This window comes from Polaribacter sp. Hel1_85 (assembly GCF_000766795.1).
In the GTDB taxonomy this organism is placed as follows: Bacteria; Bacteroidota; Bacteroidia; order Flavobacteriales; family Flavobacteriaceae; genus Polaribacter.
The window spans coordinates 893,468-909,647 of the sequence record NZ_JPDS01000002.1; the positions used below are offsets into that span (position 1 = coordinate 893,468).

Here is a 16,180-nt window from a genome sequence, read left to right on the forward strand (position 1 = left end):
TATTGTTTAATTAAACTAATGTCATTTTGAGCGAAATGAAATGTAGTGGAAAAATCTTTAATTATTTAAGATTTCTCCACAAACTCGAAATGACAAATAAATTTTATTCTTCAATTAAAGTAAAATCTAGATGTTTTCTTTCTAAATCTGTATGCTTAACTTTTACTTTAACATCATCTCCTAATTGATATAAGTTCTTAGTAGATTGACCCACAATAGCATATTGCTTTTCATCAAAAATATAATAATCACTTTTTATATCTCTAATTCTAACCATTCCCTCACATTTATTAGATTTAATTTCTACATAAATTCCCCATTCTGTAACACCTGTAATTACACCATCAAAAATTTCATCTTTATGATCTTGCATGTATTTTACTTGCATGTATTTTATAGAAGATCTTTCTGCTTTAGAAGCTAATTCTTCTCTATTTGATGAATGTTTACACTTTTCTTCATATTTATCTGCTTTTGGCGAATCTCCGCCATCTAAATAATGCTGAAGTAATCTATGTGTCATTACATCTGGATAACGTCTAATAGGTGACGTAAAATGACTATAATAATCAAAAGCCAAACCATAATGACCAATATTTTGAGTTGTATACACAGCTTTAGACATTGTTCTAATGGTTAAAGTTTCTATCATGTTAGATTCTGCTTTACCATGAACATCACTTAATAATTTATTTAAAGAATCTGAAGTAGACTCTTTTGTATCGGTATTAATTTTGTATCCAAATTTACTTATCATGTTTTGTAAAGAAGCTAATTTTTCTACATCGGGTTCATCATGCACTCTATAAATAAATGTTTTATTGGTTGCTTTTCCTTTAGAAAAACCAATATACTCAGCAACTTTTCTATTTGCTAATAACATAAATTCTTCAATTAATTTATTAGCATCTTGAGATTCTTTAAAGAAAACACCAACTGGGTTTGCTTCTTCATCTAAATTAAACTTCACCTCTACTCTATCAAAAGAAATTGCACCTTCTTTCATCCTTTTTTTACGGAGAATTTTTGCTAATTCATCTAGTTGTAAAGTAGCTTCTACAATTTCTGGAGTAACTTCATATTCTTTATCAATTATAGAAGTTTCTAAAGGCATTGTATATGGCTGAATATCATCAGATAATTTACAATTTTCTATAATAGATTGTGCTTCTTCATATGCAAAACGTTGATCTGAATAAGTTACAGTTCTACCAAACCATTCGTTTACAATTTGTGCTTTTTTATTCAATTCAAAAACAGCAGAAAACGTTAGTTTTTCTTCATTTGGACGCAAAGAACAAACTCCGTTTGATAACATTTCTGGTAACATGGGTACTACTCTATCTACTAAATAAACAGATGTTGCACGTTTATAAGCTTCATCATCTAAAATAGTTTTTGGTTGTAAATAATGTGATACATCTGCAATATGAATTCCTATTTCATAATTACCATTTTCTAATTTTGTGAAAGATAATGCATCATCAAAATCTTTTGCATCTTTTGGATCTATCGTAAAAGTTAAATCTTTACGCATATCTCTACGTTTAGAAATCTCTTTATTTGTGATTTCTATTGGTAAATTTTCTGCTTCTTTTTCTACTTCTGGTTCAAACTCATAAGGTAAATCGTATTCTAATAAAATAGAATGCATTTCTGTATTATGATCTCCTGGTTTACCTAAAACTGTAGTAATTTTTCCAAAAGGATTTTTAGAGTTTTTTGGCCAATCTAAAATTTTTGCTTGAACTTTATCTCCATCTACTGCTCCATTTAATTTGCTTTCAGAAATAAAAATATCGGCATACATTTTATTATTATCTGGTACAACAAAACCAAAATTTTTGTTTTTATTTTTTTGTAAAACACCAACAAATTCTGTTTTTGCCCGTTCTATAATCTCTACAACATCAGCTTCATATTTCTTTCCACTACGTTTTTTATAAACATATGCTTTTACTGTATCGTTATGTAAACCTTTACCAAGATTAATATTTGGTATAAAAATATCATCTTCATAATCATCAGAAACAAAATATCCATTTCCTGTTGAGGTTACATCTAAGGTACCAATGGCATATTTTTTATCAATATTTACTTGAAACTTACCTCTCGCTACTTCTTTAATTTGTTTAGTAGCAGTTAATTCTGCTAATTTCTTGATTATTTGTGTTTTACCATCTGTATCAGAAATCTTTAATTTTGCAGCAATTTGCTTATAATTATAAGTCTTTTCGCTGTCTTCATTTAAAATTTTAAATATATTTCTGGTTAAATCTTTTACAATGTTACCTTTCTTTTTATATATTTTTTTCTTCTTTTTTGTCATTAATTCTTACTTCTTAGTATGTTACCAAATTACAATTATAAACTAGATTTTTGTATTAAATTATTGTTATAAATCTAATATTGTATTTTGGCTTAATTTTAATTTTTATTTATGTCTAATTCTTGGTTTATAATTGCAAATCCTACTTCTGGAAATCGGAATTTTTCTAAACAATGGGAAGAAATTCAACAATTATTAAACAACAAGAATTTAAACTATTCTTTTGCTTTTACACGTTTTTCTAAACACGAAATCGAATTGGTAGATAAAGCAATTCAAGATGGTTTTAGAAATATTATTTCGATTGGTGGAGATGGAACACTACACAATGTAGTTAACGGAATAATGATGCAAAGGTATGTAAAAACTTCTGATATAACTATTGCAGTAATTCCTCAAGGAACTGGAAACGATTGGATAAAGACGTATAACATACCAAATGATGTTGAAAAAGCGATAGAAATTATCAGTAATAAAAAAACAATTTTACAAGATATTGGAGTTTTAGAGACTGAAAATAAAACAGTTTCTTACTTTAATAATGTGGCTGGTTTAGGTTATGATGGATATATTGTAAATAAACTAAAAACATTAAAACGTTTTGGATCTATTGCTTATTTATTAAGCGGTTTAGCTGGTTTATTATTTTATAAAAAATCTATTTTTAAAATTATTTTTGATGATAAAGTAATTGAAACTAATTGTTTAATGACCATTTTTGGGCTTTGTAAATTTTCTGGTGGTGGAATTAAATTTACAAAAGATGTACATACAACTGATGGTTTGTTTGATATTACCATTGCTAAAAATTTGAATTTTTTCAACCTAATTTTTAATATTAAAAAATTATATAACGGAAATATTGTTCATCATAAAAAAGTGGAAACGTATAAAACCAAAGAAATAACAGTTATTCCAAAAACTACAAAACCATTTATACAAGCAGATGGAGAATTGATTGGAACAGGAAAAGTTTCTGTAAAAATTATAGAAAAAGCTATCAACTTTATAATCAATTAAATAATAGATCACTTTTAAAAAGGGATTAATTTAAATTACTAATAAACAGATTCTTTATCAAGTTCAGAATAAAAGTTAAAGAAATCTTAAAAAAATTGTAACGTTTTCTTAAATGAAGCGTCTTTATAATATTAAGATCAACTTTTTAAGATGAAAAATCTACGTAAAATCATTCTTTTATTCGCATTTATTTTTATTGCAGGTATTTTTGTCACTGTAATAACTGTAAATACTTCTTTGAATAAAAATGAGACTCCTAGAGAAACTGTAGAAATTCAAAAAGACACACTTTATCTTTTAAATTCTGAAAAGAAAACTGTTTAGTTTATTTCTGAAAATCTCTACCTATTTTTTTAATATTCTTTCTTCTTAAAATATTCTATTTTTATTTTTTTCGTTTTCAACAGTTATCAACATTCTATATTATAATTATTTTTCTTTTATAAATTTTTAAAAAACAATGATGGTTATAATAGTGTGTTAATAGCTACTATAAATTTTTTACTTTTTATTTTTTAATTTGAGTTATTAAAAATCATTGACAAGTTATAAGTTACTTAAAAGCTTAAAAATCAATTTAAATTTAGAGTTATTAACAATAGTTATAAACAGTAATTAACTAAAAATTCTTAATAGTTAACAACCAAATCTCTGTAAATAAATTGTAAATTTTATGTTGATAAACTTTTATCAAAAACTCATAAAAAAAGTTGTGTATGTCAAACTACTCCTTGTATTATAATAATATTTTAAACTACCAAAAATACTTGTAAAACTTTACTGATACTTCTTAACAATTAGATAACATAGTTAAAGAGTTAAAAATTAAAAGGTTATTAAAAAAGTTATTTTTTTGAATGTTTATAACTGTTGATAACCGTTAGTTTCTGTATTTTTGTTGATACAACACAATTAAAATCAATTTATTATGACAATTGCCATTGGTAACGATCACGCAGGAACAGAATACAAATTCGAAATTATAAAACATTTAGAAGAAAAAGGGTATAAAGTTTTAAATTTTGGAACAGATACAAATGATTCTATGGATTACCCAGACGCTATTCATCCAACAGCAGATGCTGTAGAAAGTGGAAAAGCTGAGTTAGGTATTATTTTATGTGGTTCTGGTAATGGAGCACAAATGACAGCTAATAAACACCAAGGAATTAGAGCTGCACTTTGTTGGAATAATGAATTGGTTGCTTTAACAAGACAACATAATAATGCAAACGTTTTAACGATTCCTGCACGTTTTGTGTCTTTACAACAAGCTATAGGTTTTGTAGATGTATTTTTAAATACAGAATTTGAAGGCGGAAGACATCAAAATAGAGTTGGTAAAATTTCTTGTGCTGGATAAAAACTTTGTCATTGCGAGAACGAAGCAATCTTTTTTAATTAATAGATTACTTCACAACGTTTGTAATGACATATAATTTGTCATTTCGAGTGAATTTTCGAAGAATAAGAAAATTTGTATCGAGAAATCTCTTTTTATAAATGAACTTTCTAATAAAAACATTTTCAGAATTAACAACAGATCAATTGTATGCAATACTACAATTAAGATCTGAAGTTTTTGTGGTAGAGCAAGATTGTGTGTATCAAGATGTAGATTATAAAGATCAAAAATCTTTACATGTTTTTGGTTTCAAAAATGATAAAATTGTAGCATACACAAGAATTTTTAAACCCGGAGATTATTTTGAAAACGCAAGTATTGGTAGAGTAGTGGTTGCAGCTTCAGAAAGAAAATATGGTTTTGGTCACGATTTAATGAAAATATCAATTGAAGCTATAAAAATTCATTTTAAAGTTGATAAAATTACTATTTCTGCTCAAAAATATTTAAAGAAATTCTATGAATCTCATAACTTTATTCAAGTAGGAGAGGAGTACTTAGAAGATGGAATTCCTCATATTAGAATGGATAGAGATTAAATGAAACTTAAAAGAAATTATAAAATATTTTTATCAATTATATTTATAATATTAGGTTGGCTAAGTATTGGAATTGGTTATACTACTCAAGTAAATTTATTTCAATACTTATTTTATTTTGGATTTATATTTATTGTATTTGGTATAATATTATTTATGAGAGGAGTAAATAGTAAAAATTAATCTTTATCACTTTTTTTAGTCATTTTATATATTAAATACCCAAAACCAACTAAAAAGTGTAAAATTATTACTGCAGCTACTATATATAAAGTTGTATTAGAATTGTCCATGAAGCAAAATTAAAAAGAATCAAAATTAAATTTTGTGATAAATGTTACATTTACCCTAAATATTAAAAAGTAAAACTTTATAAAAAAAATATTATATTGGTTAACTATTTAATAATTGTGTATCTAAAAATATCTTTTTTGATATTTTGCTATTTGAAAAAGAAAAAAATTAATTAATTAAAAATTAAAAAAATGGCAAAAAGTTTATCTAACATTAAATTAGAAATTAAAGAATATGTGAATAATACTAATACTTCTGAATTAGAGGTTTTAGAAAAATTAAAAACATTTTATTTTAATAAAAAAGTAAATGAAAATTTAAAATTATATAAGAAAGGAAAGAAAAAAGTAAGTGATATTACTAAAGATTTAAAAATTTCTCCTAGAAAATTTTATGCAATTTTAGAAGCTAAAGATATTAAACTTATAAAAAGTAAATACAATTTAACAGAAAAAGAAACTACATTAAAGTAGTAACTTCTTTTACTCCACTATTTTCTAAATCGCCTAAATTAATTTCACCAATTCTAACACGAACTAAACGTAATGTAGGGAAACCTACAGCTGCAGTCATTTTTCGAACTTGCCTAAATTTTCCTTCTCTAATAATGATAGAAATCCAACTTGTTGGGCCATGTCTTTCATCTCTAATTTTCTGACTTCTTAATGGAAATTTAGGATCATCAATTAAAAAAGATTTTCCTGGTTTTGTGGTGTATTTTTTTCCGTTAAAACCAATTTCTACGCCAGTTTTTAATTGTTCTACTTCTTTTTGAGTGATAAGTCCATCTACCTGAACATAATATTCTTTCTCATATTTCTGAGATCTTATTTCTGCAGAAACTTTACCATCTGTTGTTAATAAAAGTAAACCTTCAGACGGAACATCTAATCGTCCAATTGCCATAGTTCCTTCTGGAAAATCATATAAATCTCCTAATAATTTTTTTTTCCGCTTTGCGGGATTTACAAACTGAGAAATCATTCCCCAAGGTTTGTGAATGATAAAATGACGGTGTTTTTTTATCAACTTATAAAACTTTTATTGATACTGTAAATACGTTTTCTCCTTTAGAAATACTCATATTTTCTTCAGAAAATTTCTGATCTGTATAAGAAGTATATTGTGTAATTGGTTCAATACAAAGCATGTTGTCTACTTCTGTCCAAAGCATAAAATTATTAAAACCTTCTGTAGTAATTTCTAAATATTTTTTATCAATATTTTTTAAGATGATTTTATCAGAATTTAAAACCGGACAAGCATTAGATCCCGCTTTGTAAACATCAGCTAACGTTATTTTTGTACCATGAGATTCTAAAGTTTCTTTACCAGAATCAGATAATAAAAATGCAGGATGATAACCTAACATAAAAGGCATTCCTTTTTCAGAATTGATGATAAATTCAATTTTTAAAATACCATTTTCTAAAGTAAAATTCTTTTCAAATGTAAAATCGAATGGCCAAAATAAATTTTCTTCAGTAGATTTTACTGGAAACTTACTATTCTTTACAGTTGTATTTTTAGTGTATTTTTTAATGAATTTAGCCGAATTGTCATCAGAAGAAACTAAAGAATATTCTAATTCACGTAATAAACCATGTTGATCTAAAATAGCATCGCCATTTTTAGTGTGAACTTTAAAATTATTTTTAGAAGTAGGTCCAATTACAGGAAACATTTCATCATCAGAATTACGCCAACCTTTATTTCCTTTTTGATGAATATATTCTTGATTGTTTTGTTGAAAACTAATTAATTCTCCTTTTTCAACAACAACTATACAATCATTATTTTTTAATAATACAGTAGAACTCATTGATAGTATGCTTTGTGTAAAAATACTATAAATTTGAATGTAAATTGTTAGGAAATTAGTCTTATATTTTTGTAACTTGTCGCACTTATTTAAAAATAAAAATAGCAAGATTTATGGCGACAGATAAAGAAAAAGCGGCGAAACTTAAAGCGCTTCAACTTACACTAGATAAACTAGATAAAACTTACGGAAAAGGTTCTGTAATGAAATTAGGAGATGTAGTTACAGAAGATATAGATGCAATTTCATCTGGTTCTTTAGGGTTAGATTTAGCTTTAGGCGTTGGTGGTTATCCAAGAGGAAGAGTAATAGAAATTTACGGACCAGAATCTTCTGGTAAAACAACTTTAACATTACATGCAATTGCAGAAGCTCAAAAAGCGGGAGGAATTGCAGCTTTTATTGATGCAGAACATGCGTTTGATAAATTTTACGCAGAAAATTTAGGTGTAGATATAGATAATTTAATTATTTCTCAGCCAGATCATGGTGAGCAGGCCTTAGAAATTGCAGAAAACTTAATTCGTTCTGGTGCAATAGATATTGTTGTAATAGATTCTGTTGCAGCTTTAACACCAAAATCTGAGATTGAAGGAGAAATGGGAGATTCTAAAATGGGTCTTCATGCACGTTTAATGTCTCAAGCTTTACGTAAATTAACTGGTACAATTTCTAAAACAAAATGTACTGTAATATTTATCAATCAGTTAAGAGAAAAAATTGGCGTTATGTTTGGTAACCCAGAAACTACAACTGGTGGTAATGCATTAAAATTTTATGCTTCTGTTCGTTTAGATATTAGAAGAAGAACACAAATTAAAGACGGAGATAGAGTTATTGGAAACAGTACCAAAGTTAAAGTTGTAAAAAATAAAGTTGCACCGCCTTTTCAAATTGCAGAATTTGATATTATGTACGGACAAGGAATTTCTAAAGTTGGAGAGATTTTAGATATTGGTGTAGAATTAGGTATTGTAAAGAAAAGTGGTTCTTGGTTTAGTTATGGTGAAACAAAACTTGGTCAAGGAAGAGACGCTGTAAAAGGATTAATTAAAGACAATCCAGAATTAGCAGAAGAGTTAGAAGGAAAAATAAAAGATGCTATTGAAAATCAAGAATAAGTTTTAAAAGTTCTAACTATTATTATAAAAACTACTATAGAAGTAATCAATCTATAGTAGTTTTTTTATTTTAAGGCTATAAAATAATATAACAAACTAATTTTTATTGTGTAAAATTGACTTGCTTTTGCGAAGCCAAATTTACTTTTATAGTTTTACAATATGATTGACATAACAGAAGAATTAGTTTTAAAAGAAATAAACACAGAAGATTATAATCAACTGTATAATTTAATGAATGAGATTTATCCTTTAGCTTATAGTCATTTTTGGATAGATAATGGAGCTTGGTATGTGAATTCACAGTATTCTAAAGAAAATATTTTAAGAGAATTATCCGAAGAAAAAGCAGATTACTATTTTGTTGTTTTTAATGATGAAATTATTGGTAATTTTAGAATTATTTGGGATGAAAAACTACCTGGTTTAAACCAAGAAAATCAAGTGAAATTACACAGAGTTTATTTGCATCAAAAAACACAAGGAAACGGAATTGGTAAAAAATTACTTTCTTGGTTAGAAGAAAAAGCAATTAAAAAAGGGTATAAAGTTATTTGGTTAGATGCGATGGATGAGCAGCCCCAAGCTTTTCAGTTTTATAAAAAGTTGGGGTATAAATACTATTCTCATACTTTTTTACCTTATAATTTATTACATAAAGAGGTAAGAAAAATGAGCCAGATTTATAAAAGGTTAACCTAGTAACTTTTTATTTAGGTAAAAGGCCACTTACCAATCACAAAAAAATATTTTTTTATCTAAATATTATATTATTTACAATAATTTGACGCAACCAATAAGTAAATTATGCATCTAGTAAGTATAACTTAAAAAGATAATTATGAAAAATAATACGTATTTAATTATACTATTTTTAACAGGTATTTTAACATCTTCTTGCGAATCTAATGATTTAGATTATCAAAATGATTTCGAAATTAGCAAAGAAGCTTGGTTAAATTTTAAAGAATCTTCAAATGATTCTTATAAATATGAGGTGCATAGAGGTTCTGTTTTTACACCTTATGGTTGGGTAACAATGATAACTGTGTTAAATGGGGAAATAATTGAAAGACATTTTAAATACACATCTGGGGCAGAAGACTATGTTCCTTCAGATGAATTAGAATGGACAGAGAATCAAAATGAAATTAATAGTTTAGAGAATGAAAATAAAAGTGCTTTCTATGCATTAACCTTAGATGAATTGTATGAAAAATCGGAACAAGAATGGTTAATAAAAAGAAAAGACGCAACATCATATTTCGAATCTGAAAACAATGGTCTAATCTCAACTTGTGGTTATGTTGAAGATGGATGTATGGACGATTGCTTTAATGGGGTTATCATTAAAAATATAGTAGCTTTATAAAAAAAACTCAGAATTAAAAATAATTCTGAGTTTTTTTCTCAAGAAATTCAAAAATATTTTTTTTGGAAAGTATTTTTATTTAAACACCAGTACTTCCAAAACCTCCAGAACCACGTTCTGTTTCGCTTAAAATTTTAACCTCTTGCCAATTTACACGTTCGTGTTTTGCAATAATTAATTGAGCAATTCTTTCTCCATCATTTATCACAAATTCGTCATTAGATAAGTTTACTAAAATTACACCAATTTCTCCTCTATAATCTGCATCTACAGTTCCTGGAGAATTTAAAACAGTAATTCCTTTTTTTGCAGCTAAACCACTTCTTGGTCTTACTTGTGCTTCAAAACCAACAGGTAAAGCTATAAATAAACCAGTTTTTATAATGGCTCTTTCTAAAGGTTTTAATGTGATAGCTTCTTCAATATTTGCTCTTAAATCCATTCCTGCAGCACCTTCTGTTTCGTAATTTGGTGTTACGTGTTTCGATTTGTTAATTATTTGTACGTTCATTGTTATTTTAAATTATATAAATATGTAATTACTTCTAAAAACTCTGCTTTCCAAAAAGATTCTGAATGGATTCCATCATTAACAACTTTTGTTTTTAAATTGCCTTCTGGAAAACCAAGATCTATTAATAGTTCTGCCATATTTTCTGTATCAGGAACCATAGAAGCTCCTTCTTTATCGCCAATTAATAAATATAGTTTTGTGTTTTTTTGATTTCCTTTTTTTGTAGCAAAATCTTGTACTTTATTAGAAAACCAAAAAGAGGTAGAAAGTGCACCAATTTTACCAAAAACCTCAGGATATTTTAATCCACCATAAAAAGAAATCAATCCACCTAAAGAGCTTCCAATTATTGCAGTGTGTTTAGCTTTAGGCTTTGTTCTATAATTATTATCAATATATGGTTTTAAAGTTTTTACTAAAAAGTCTACATAAATGGATCCTTTTCCTCCACCATATTTTAGGTTTTTCCAAGGTGTGTATTCTTCAATTCTTTTTGCGCCTCCGTTTTCAACACCAACAACAATAAAACTTTTTCCGGTTTTTTTAAAGAGTTCATTTAAAGTTTCATCAACTTCCCATTCTCCTGCATAAGAAGTTTCTTGATCAAATAAATTTTGAGCATCATGCATATAGATTACAGGATATTTTTTTGATGAAGTATCATAATTAGGTGGTAAATACAACCAAATTTTATGAGAAAGATCGTTTAAACCATCAATCACAAATTCTTTTTCCAAAACGGAAACATTCGTTGCTTTTGTAGATTTATTTTCTTCAGTTTTTATTTCTACTTTTTCTTTCTTAACTGGTGTTATTTTACAAGATAATATCAATAAAATTAAACATAATAAAGGTAAAAAATATCTTTTCATAAGTAGATTTTGTAACTTCACAAATATAATAATTAGCAAATGCAATCATCAATAGATACTAATTTTATTACTTTTGATATATAAATTGAATTAATGATGAGTGAACAAAAAAAAATAGCAGTTTTTGGAGGTGGTAGTTGGGCAACTGCCATTGTAAAAATGTTGACAGAAAATATAGATACAATTGGTTGGTACATGAGAAATGATCAAGCAATTGAGCACATTAAAGAAAATGAACACAATCCTAATTATTTACAATCTGCAGAATTAAATGCAGATCAATTAGATTTATCTAGTGATATAAATTACACTGTAAAAAATTACGATGTACTTATTTTTGCAATTCCTTCTGCTTTTTTAACTAGTGAATTAAAAAAATTAAAGGTTTCTTTAGATAATAAAATCATTTTTTCTGCCATTAAAGGTATTGTACCAGAAACAGGTTTAATTATTGGTGAACATTTTAATAAAGAATATAATATTCCTTTAGAAAATATTGGTGTAATTACAGGTCCATGTCATGCAGAAGAAGTTGCTATGGAACGTTTATCTTATTTAACAATTGCTTGTCAAGACGAAGAAAAGGCAAAATGTATTGGAAATGCTTTGCAAAGTTGGTACATAAAAACGAAGATTTCTGATGACATTATTGGTACAGAATATGCTGCAATGTTAAAGAATATTTATGCTGTTGCAGCGGGTATTGCACATGGTTTAGGTTATGGAGATAATTTTCAGGCAGTTTTAATGAGTAATGCAATTCGTGAAATGAAACGCTTTATTAAAAAGGTTCATAAAATGAAACGTAACATTAATAACTCTGCTTATTTAGGCGATTTGTTAGTTACTGGTTACTCTCTTTTTAGTAGAAACAGACAATTTGGAAACATGGTTGGTAAAGGATATACGGTAAAATCTGCTCAGATGGAAATGAGTATGATTGCTGAAGGTTATTATGCTACTAAAAGTGCTTTTAAAATGAAGGAAGCAAATGGTGCAAAAACACCAATTATAGATACTGTTTATAATATTTTATACGCTAATGAAAACCCAAAAAAAGAATTTAAAAAATTGACGGATAAATTAGATTAATTGTTTAATTTTGAACATTGTTATTAATTTTTAAACACTGGTCATGAAAACAATACAGGAAGTTGTAGAAAGCACAATTAGAAAAACACCTTTTATTGAAGAAGCTTTAAATGAAAAGTTGATAAACGTATCTTCTTTGGCAAGAATTATTTTACCAGAAGTTTCAACTGTTTTAAAGAAAGATGTAAAGGTTGGCGCTGTTATGATGGCAATTAACAGACTTTCTCCTGCAAGTGAATTACGTATTAGAAAGAACATTAAAAAACTAGCTTTAGATTTAGGTGATGTTATTGTACGTTCAGATTTGTGCGATTTTACTTTTAAAAACACACCTTCTTTATTAAAAGAAATTGCAAAAATTCTAACAAAATCTTCAGAAAATTCTGATTATTTTTTAACGGTTTCTCAAGGTATTTTTGAAACAAATATTGTTACAAGTAAAAATTTACAACCTTTTGTAAAAGAAATTTTTGAAAAAGAAACCTTAACTCACAGTATGTTAGAGTTGGCTTCTATTACAATAAAATTACCAAAAGAAAATTTAGAACAATCTGGTGTTTATTATTTTATTTTAAAACAATTAGCTTGGGCAGATATTCCTTTACAAGAAATAATTTCTACTACAAATGAAATGACAATTGTTGTAAAAGAAGAAGACATCAACCAAACATTTGCTATTTTAATGGATATGAAATTAGGCTAAAAAATGGCGAAACAAGATCCTTATGCTGCACTAAGAATAAAGCAATTTAATATATTTCTTTTTGTTAGATTTTTACTTGTTTTTGGTTGGTCTATGCAATTTATTGTCATTGAATGGCAAGTATATTCTATCACAAAAGATCCTTTATCTTTAGGAATAATTGGCTTAATGGAAATAATTCCAGCTTTTTCTATGGCTTTATTTGCAGGTCATATTGTAGATCAAAATGAAAAAAGAAATTTACTCGCAATTTGTACAGCTGCATTTTCATTAATTAGTTTAGGTTTATTTTTATTAACATCAGACAATGTAGTAGGTCATTGGTCAACAAATTCAATCTTATACTCTATTTATGCATTGGTTTTCTTTGGCGGATTTTTACGTTCTTTTTTTGGACCCACAATTTTTTCTTTAGTAGCCTTATTAGTTCCTAAAAAAATATATCACAATGCAGCAACCTGGAGCACAAGTACCTGGAAAACAGCATCGGTTTCAGGAGCTTTATTTGGTGGATTTTTTATAAGCTGGATTGGAGTAGATAAAACGTTAAGTCTCGTTTTTATACTAGTTATTTTATCGCTTATTTTATTATTTCAAATAAAAAAGCAACCAATTTTAAATAAAAAAATTGGAGAACCAATGAATGAGAGCTTAAAAGCTGGAGTAAAGTTTGTTTTTCAAAATAAAGCAATTTTAGGAGTTTTAAGTTTAGATATGATTGCCGTTTTATTTGGAGGAACAGTTGCTATTTTATCTGTTTTTGCACAAGATATTTTAAAGGTTGGTCCAGAAGGTTTTGGTATTTTAAACGCATCCATTTCTATGGGAAGTATCTTAACAATGTTTATAACAACCTATATTCCTATCAACAGAAATACGGGTAGAAAAATGTTAGTTTCTGTCTTTATTTTTGGTTTAAGTATTATAGCTTTCGGATTGTCATCTATTTTCTGGGTAAGTATTTTAGCATTATTTATAAGTGGTGCTGCAGATGGAATTTCTATGGTAATTCGTCAAACAATTTTACAATTAAAAACACCAGATGATATGAGGGGTAGAGTTTCTTCTGTAAACTCAATGTTTGTAGGTTCTTCAAATGAACTGGGTGCTTTTGAGAGTGGTTTAGCAGCTAAGATTTTAGGACCAGTTATGGCAGTTGTTTTTGGAGGAACTATGACTTTAATTACTGTTGTTGCTACAGGTGCTTTAAACCCAACTTTAAGAGATTTAGATTTAACAGCAGAGATTGAAGCTAATGAAAAAGAATAAAAAGCGAGAACTTTAAGTTCTCACTTTTTATAACTATTAAAGATCTGTAAGTGTTTTCATAAACGCTATAATGGCATTTATTTCTTCTGTTGATAATTCTAAATTATCGAAAGGTAAGGTTTGATATTCGTTTTCAATACCTAAGCCAACACCGCCGCCTTTATTGTAAAAGTCCATAACTTCTTCTAAAGTGTTATAAACTCCATTATGCATATAAGGTGCTGTAAGTGCTATGTTTCTTACAGTTGGTGTTTTGAAAAAATGCTTCCTTTCTGGAGTTTTAAACACATCATATCTTCCCAAATCATCAGATAGCTTTGCGTTAATTGTATCTGTAGTTTGAGGTACTCCTATAAACTCTAACTCTGTATCTTTATAATTAGGAGGAACTGTTCCGTTAAAAACAGGCGAAAAGTGACAGGTGGCACATTGGGCTTTTCCCGCAAAAAGATTAAAACCTAATTTTTCTTGTGCGGTTAATGTATTTTCTTCTTTCCTTATATTCTTATCAAATTTAGAATTGAATGTATTTAAAGTTCTTATATAAGATGCAATGGCATGTCGGATATTAAAATTCACACGTTTATTGCTGTATAAATCTTTTATTTTCTCTTTATACTTTTCATTACTCATTATTCTTTCTATCACCTTATCCATGGTCATATTAAACTCACCATGGTTTTCAACTACACCTACAACTTGCCCTTCTAAATTCCCTACTCTTGCGTCTGTAAAAAAGCTTTTTTGATAAGTTGCATAAGTTACTGTAGGCGTATTTCTTTTTTGATTTTTATCAAATGTTTTTCTTCCATCTGTAAAGGCTAATTCTTTAACATGACAAGTAGCACAAGCCATATTACGATTTTTTGACAAAGAAACATCGTTAAATAACTCTTTACCAAAAACTACTTTTTCACTTATGTTGGTAGTATCGCTTAAATAATCTGAAAAATAGTTTTTGTTGATAGTTTCTTCAGAAAACAAGGTATTCATATTATTAGATAGCGCTAGTTCGAAAGGAAAAGTTACTTCCCAGTCTTTTTGAATTTTTAACAATACTTCTAACTGAGGATTTGTGTGATTTTTAATAAAATTATATCTATCAAATGTATCGAAATCATGGTTTAATGCTTTCTGAGATTCCTCTATTAAAGAAACAAATTGATTTAATAGTTCTTTAGACTTAAAATTGTTTTCATATATTTTAAGAATATCTATTACTGTTTGGTATGTGTAACTACTTTCTTGTAAAGATTCTCCTAATACTGGAGAGTCGAAACCTGTAATTCCTGTAGTTGCTACTCTAGTTATTTGATCTCTTAGTAACCATATAAGATGGTAATTTTTCAGATTTAATAAGAAGTTCTTTTTAATCAGTTTTAATCTGTTTTTTGTTACTCTTACTGTATGATTTAATACTAATGTATCTATATGTTCTTCATACAAGTTTTCTTCTATAACTTGAAACCCTATAGGTTTAGAAACCTTAATATCATTTATATCTTCTTCTTTTATTATAGCAATATTAGGAGCGTTTAACGATTTGTAATTTCCTTTATCAGAATATGCTAAAATAGGCTCTAGTAACTTAAAATTTTTTCTTGCTAAAGCATAGTGTTCTTTTTGTTTCTCTACAGATGCGCCTTCAAAATTATCTAAACTACTAATTGTTTTTGTTAGATAATTATTATACAGATTTTCAACCTCTTTTAAAGGTTCATCAATTGATTTATACTTATTTTCTACCTTTTTATTACAAGCTAATGTCAAAAGCAAAAGACATACACAAAGGTATGTCTTAGCTTGACTTATAATTTTATGAGTCATA

17 protein-coding genes are annotated in these 16,180 nt (G+C 27.3%); 11 read left to right on the forward strand and 6 right to left on the reverse strand.

Translation table 11 applies throughout. The features are described from left to right. Positions 1 to 103: 103 nt before the first annotated feature. On the reverse strand, positions 104 to 2,329 hold the full coding sequence (gene rnr, locus PHEL85_RS10975; protein WP_036824990.1) for a ribonuclease R: 2,226 nt from the start codon (positions 2,327 to 2,329) through the stop codon (positions 104 to 106). A gap of 111 nt (positions 2,330 to 2,440) precedes the next feature. On the opposite strand from rnr, the gene PHEL85_RS10980 reads away from it, so the two are divergent. The 5 genes from PHEL85_RS10980 (at position 2,441) to PHEL85_RS11000 (ending at position 6,060) form a co-directional block, all read left to right on the forward strand. Further along, complete coding sequence (locus PHEL85_RS10980; RefSeq protein WP_036824992.1) at positions 2,441 to 3,349, forward strand: diacylglycerol/lipid kinase family protein; 909 nt, start codon at positions 2,441 to 2,443, stop codon at positions 3,347 to 3,349. 150 nt (positions 3,350 to 3,499) lie between these two features. Continuing rightward, on the forward strand, positions 3,500 to 3,673 hold the full coding sequence (locus PHEL85_RS17985; RefSeq protein WP_200882350.1) for a hypothetical protein: 174 nt from the start codon (positions 3,500 to 3,502) through the stop codon (positions 3,671 to 3,673). A gap of 604 nt (positions 3,674 to 4,277) precedes the next feature. Continuing rightward, on the forward strand, positions 4,278 to 4,712 hold the full coding sequence (gene rpiB, locus PHEL85_RS10985; protein WP_036824994.1) for a ribose 5-phosphate isomerase B: 435 nt from the start codon (positions 4,278 to 4,280) through the stop codon (positions 4,710 to 4,712). 140 nt (positions 4,713 to 4,852) lie between these two features. After that, positions 4,853 to 5,293: a GNAT family N-acetyltransferase gene (locus PHEL85_RS10990; protein WP_036824995.1), complete on the forward strand. Its 441-nt coding sequence runs from the start codon at positions 4,853 to 4,855 to the stop codon at positions 5,291 to 5,293. 485 nt (positions 5,294 to 5,778) lie between these two features. Then, positions 5,779 to 6,060 (forward strand): hypothetical protein, encoded by a 282-nt coding sequence (locus tag PHEL85_RS11000; protein WP_036824999.1) that lies wholly within the window; start codon positions 5,779 to 5,781, stop codon positions 6,058 to 6,060. On the opposite strand, the gene PHEL85_RS11005 is transcribed toward PHEL85_RS11000, so the two are convergent. Then, complete coding sequence (locus tag PHEL85_RS11005; RefSeq protein WP_262501563.1) at positions 6,047 to 6,613, reverse strand: pseudouridine synthase; 567 nt, start codon at positions 6,611 to 6,613, stop codon at positions 6,047 to 6,049. The two genes, PHEL85_RS11000 and PHEL85_RS11005, sit on opposite strands and share 14 nt — an antisense overlap. Before the next feature lie 4 nt (positions 6,614 to 6,617). Then, positions 6,618 to 7,409: an aldose 1-epimerase gene (locus PHEL85_RS11010; protein ID WP_036825000.1), complete on the reverse strand. Its 792-nt coding sequence runs from the start codon at positions 7,407 to 7,409 to the stop codon at positions 6,618 to 6,620. A gap of 113 nt (positions 7,410 to 7,522) precedes the next feature. Between PHEL85_RS11010 and recA the strand changes: the two genes are divergently transcribed. From recA to PHEL85_RS11025, 3 genes are all read left to right on the forward strand, one after another. Continuing rightward, a complete protein-coding gene (gene recA, locus PHEL85_RS11015; RefSeq protein ID WP_036825001.1) occupies positions 7,523 to 8,530 on the forward strand; it encodes a recombinase RecA in 1,008 nt (335 codons plus the stop codon). A 162-nt stretch (positions 8,531 to 8,692) separates the two neighbouring features. Beyond that, positions 8,693 to 9,232, forward strand: coding sequence for a GNAT family N-acetyltransferase (locus PHEL85_RS11020; protein WP_036825003.1), 540 nt, complete (start codon positions 8,693 to 8,695; stop codon positions 9,230 to 9,232). 139 nt (positions 9,233 to 9,371) lie between these two features. After that, a complete protein-coding gene (locus PHEL85_RS11025) occupies positions 9,372 to 9,902 on the forward strand; it encodes a hypothetical protein (RefSeq protein ID WP_036825004.1) in 531 nt (176 codons plus the stop codon). A gap of 79 nt (positions 9,903 to 9,981) precedes the next feature. Here the strand turns inward: PHEL85_RS11025 and dut are convergent, their stop codons facing one another. Both dut and PHEL85_RS11035 read right to left on the reverse strand, forming a co-directional pair. Continuing rightward, entirely contained in the window at positions 9,982 to 10,413 is a 432-nt protein-coding gene (gene dut, locus PHEL85_RS11030) for a dUTP diphosphatase (protein ID WP_036825005.1), read from the reverse strand. A gap of 2 nt (positions 10,414 to 10,415) precedes the next feature. After that, entirely contained in the window at positions 10,416 to 11,288 is an 873-nt protein-coding gene (locus PHEL85_RS11035) for an alpha/beta hydrolase (RefSeq protein WP_036825006.1), read from the reverse strand. 96 nt (positions 11,289 to 11,384) lie between these two features. On the opposite strand from PHEL85_RS11035, the gene PHEL85_RS11040 reads away from it, so the two are divergent. The 3 genes from PHEL85_RS11040 to PHEL85_RS11050 are packed head-to-tail and all read left to right on the forward strand — an operon-like array spanning position 11,385 to position 14,352. Beyond that, positions 11,385 to 12,380, forward strand: a complete 996-nt coding sequence (locus PHEL85_RS11040; RefSeq protein WP_036825007.1) for an NAD(P)H-dependent glycerol-3-phosphate dehydrogenase — start codon at positions 11,385 to 11,387, stop codon at positions 12,378 to 12,380. 43 nt (positions 12,381 to 12,423) lie between these two features. Further along, positions 12,424 to 13,083 (forward strand): hypothetical protein, encoded by a 660-nt coding sequence (locus PHEL85_RS11045; protein WP_036825008.1) that lies wholly within the window; start codon positions 12,424 to 12,426, stop codon positions 13,081 to 13,083. A gap of 3 nt (positions 13,084 to 13,086) precedes the next feature. Then, positions 13,087 to 14,352: an MFS transporter gene (locus PHEL85_RS11050; RefSeq protein WP_036825010.1), complete on the forward strand. Its 1,266-nt coding sequence runs from the start codon at positions 13,087 to 13,089 to the stop codon at positions 14,350 to 14,352. 36 nt (positions 14,353 to 14,388) lie between these two features. Here the strand turns inward: PHEL85_RS11050 and PHEL85_RS11055 are convergent, their stop codons facing one another. Beyond that, on the reverse strand, positions 14,389 to 16,179 hold the full coding sequence (locus PHEL85_RS11055) for a cytochrome-c peroxidase (RefSeq protein WP_036825011.1): 1,791 nt from the start codon (positions 16,177 to 16,179) through the stop codon (positions 14,389 to 14,391). Between the last annotated feature and the right edge of the window lies 1 nt (position 16,180).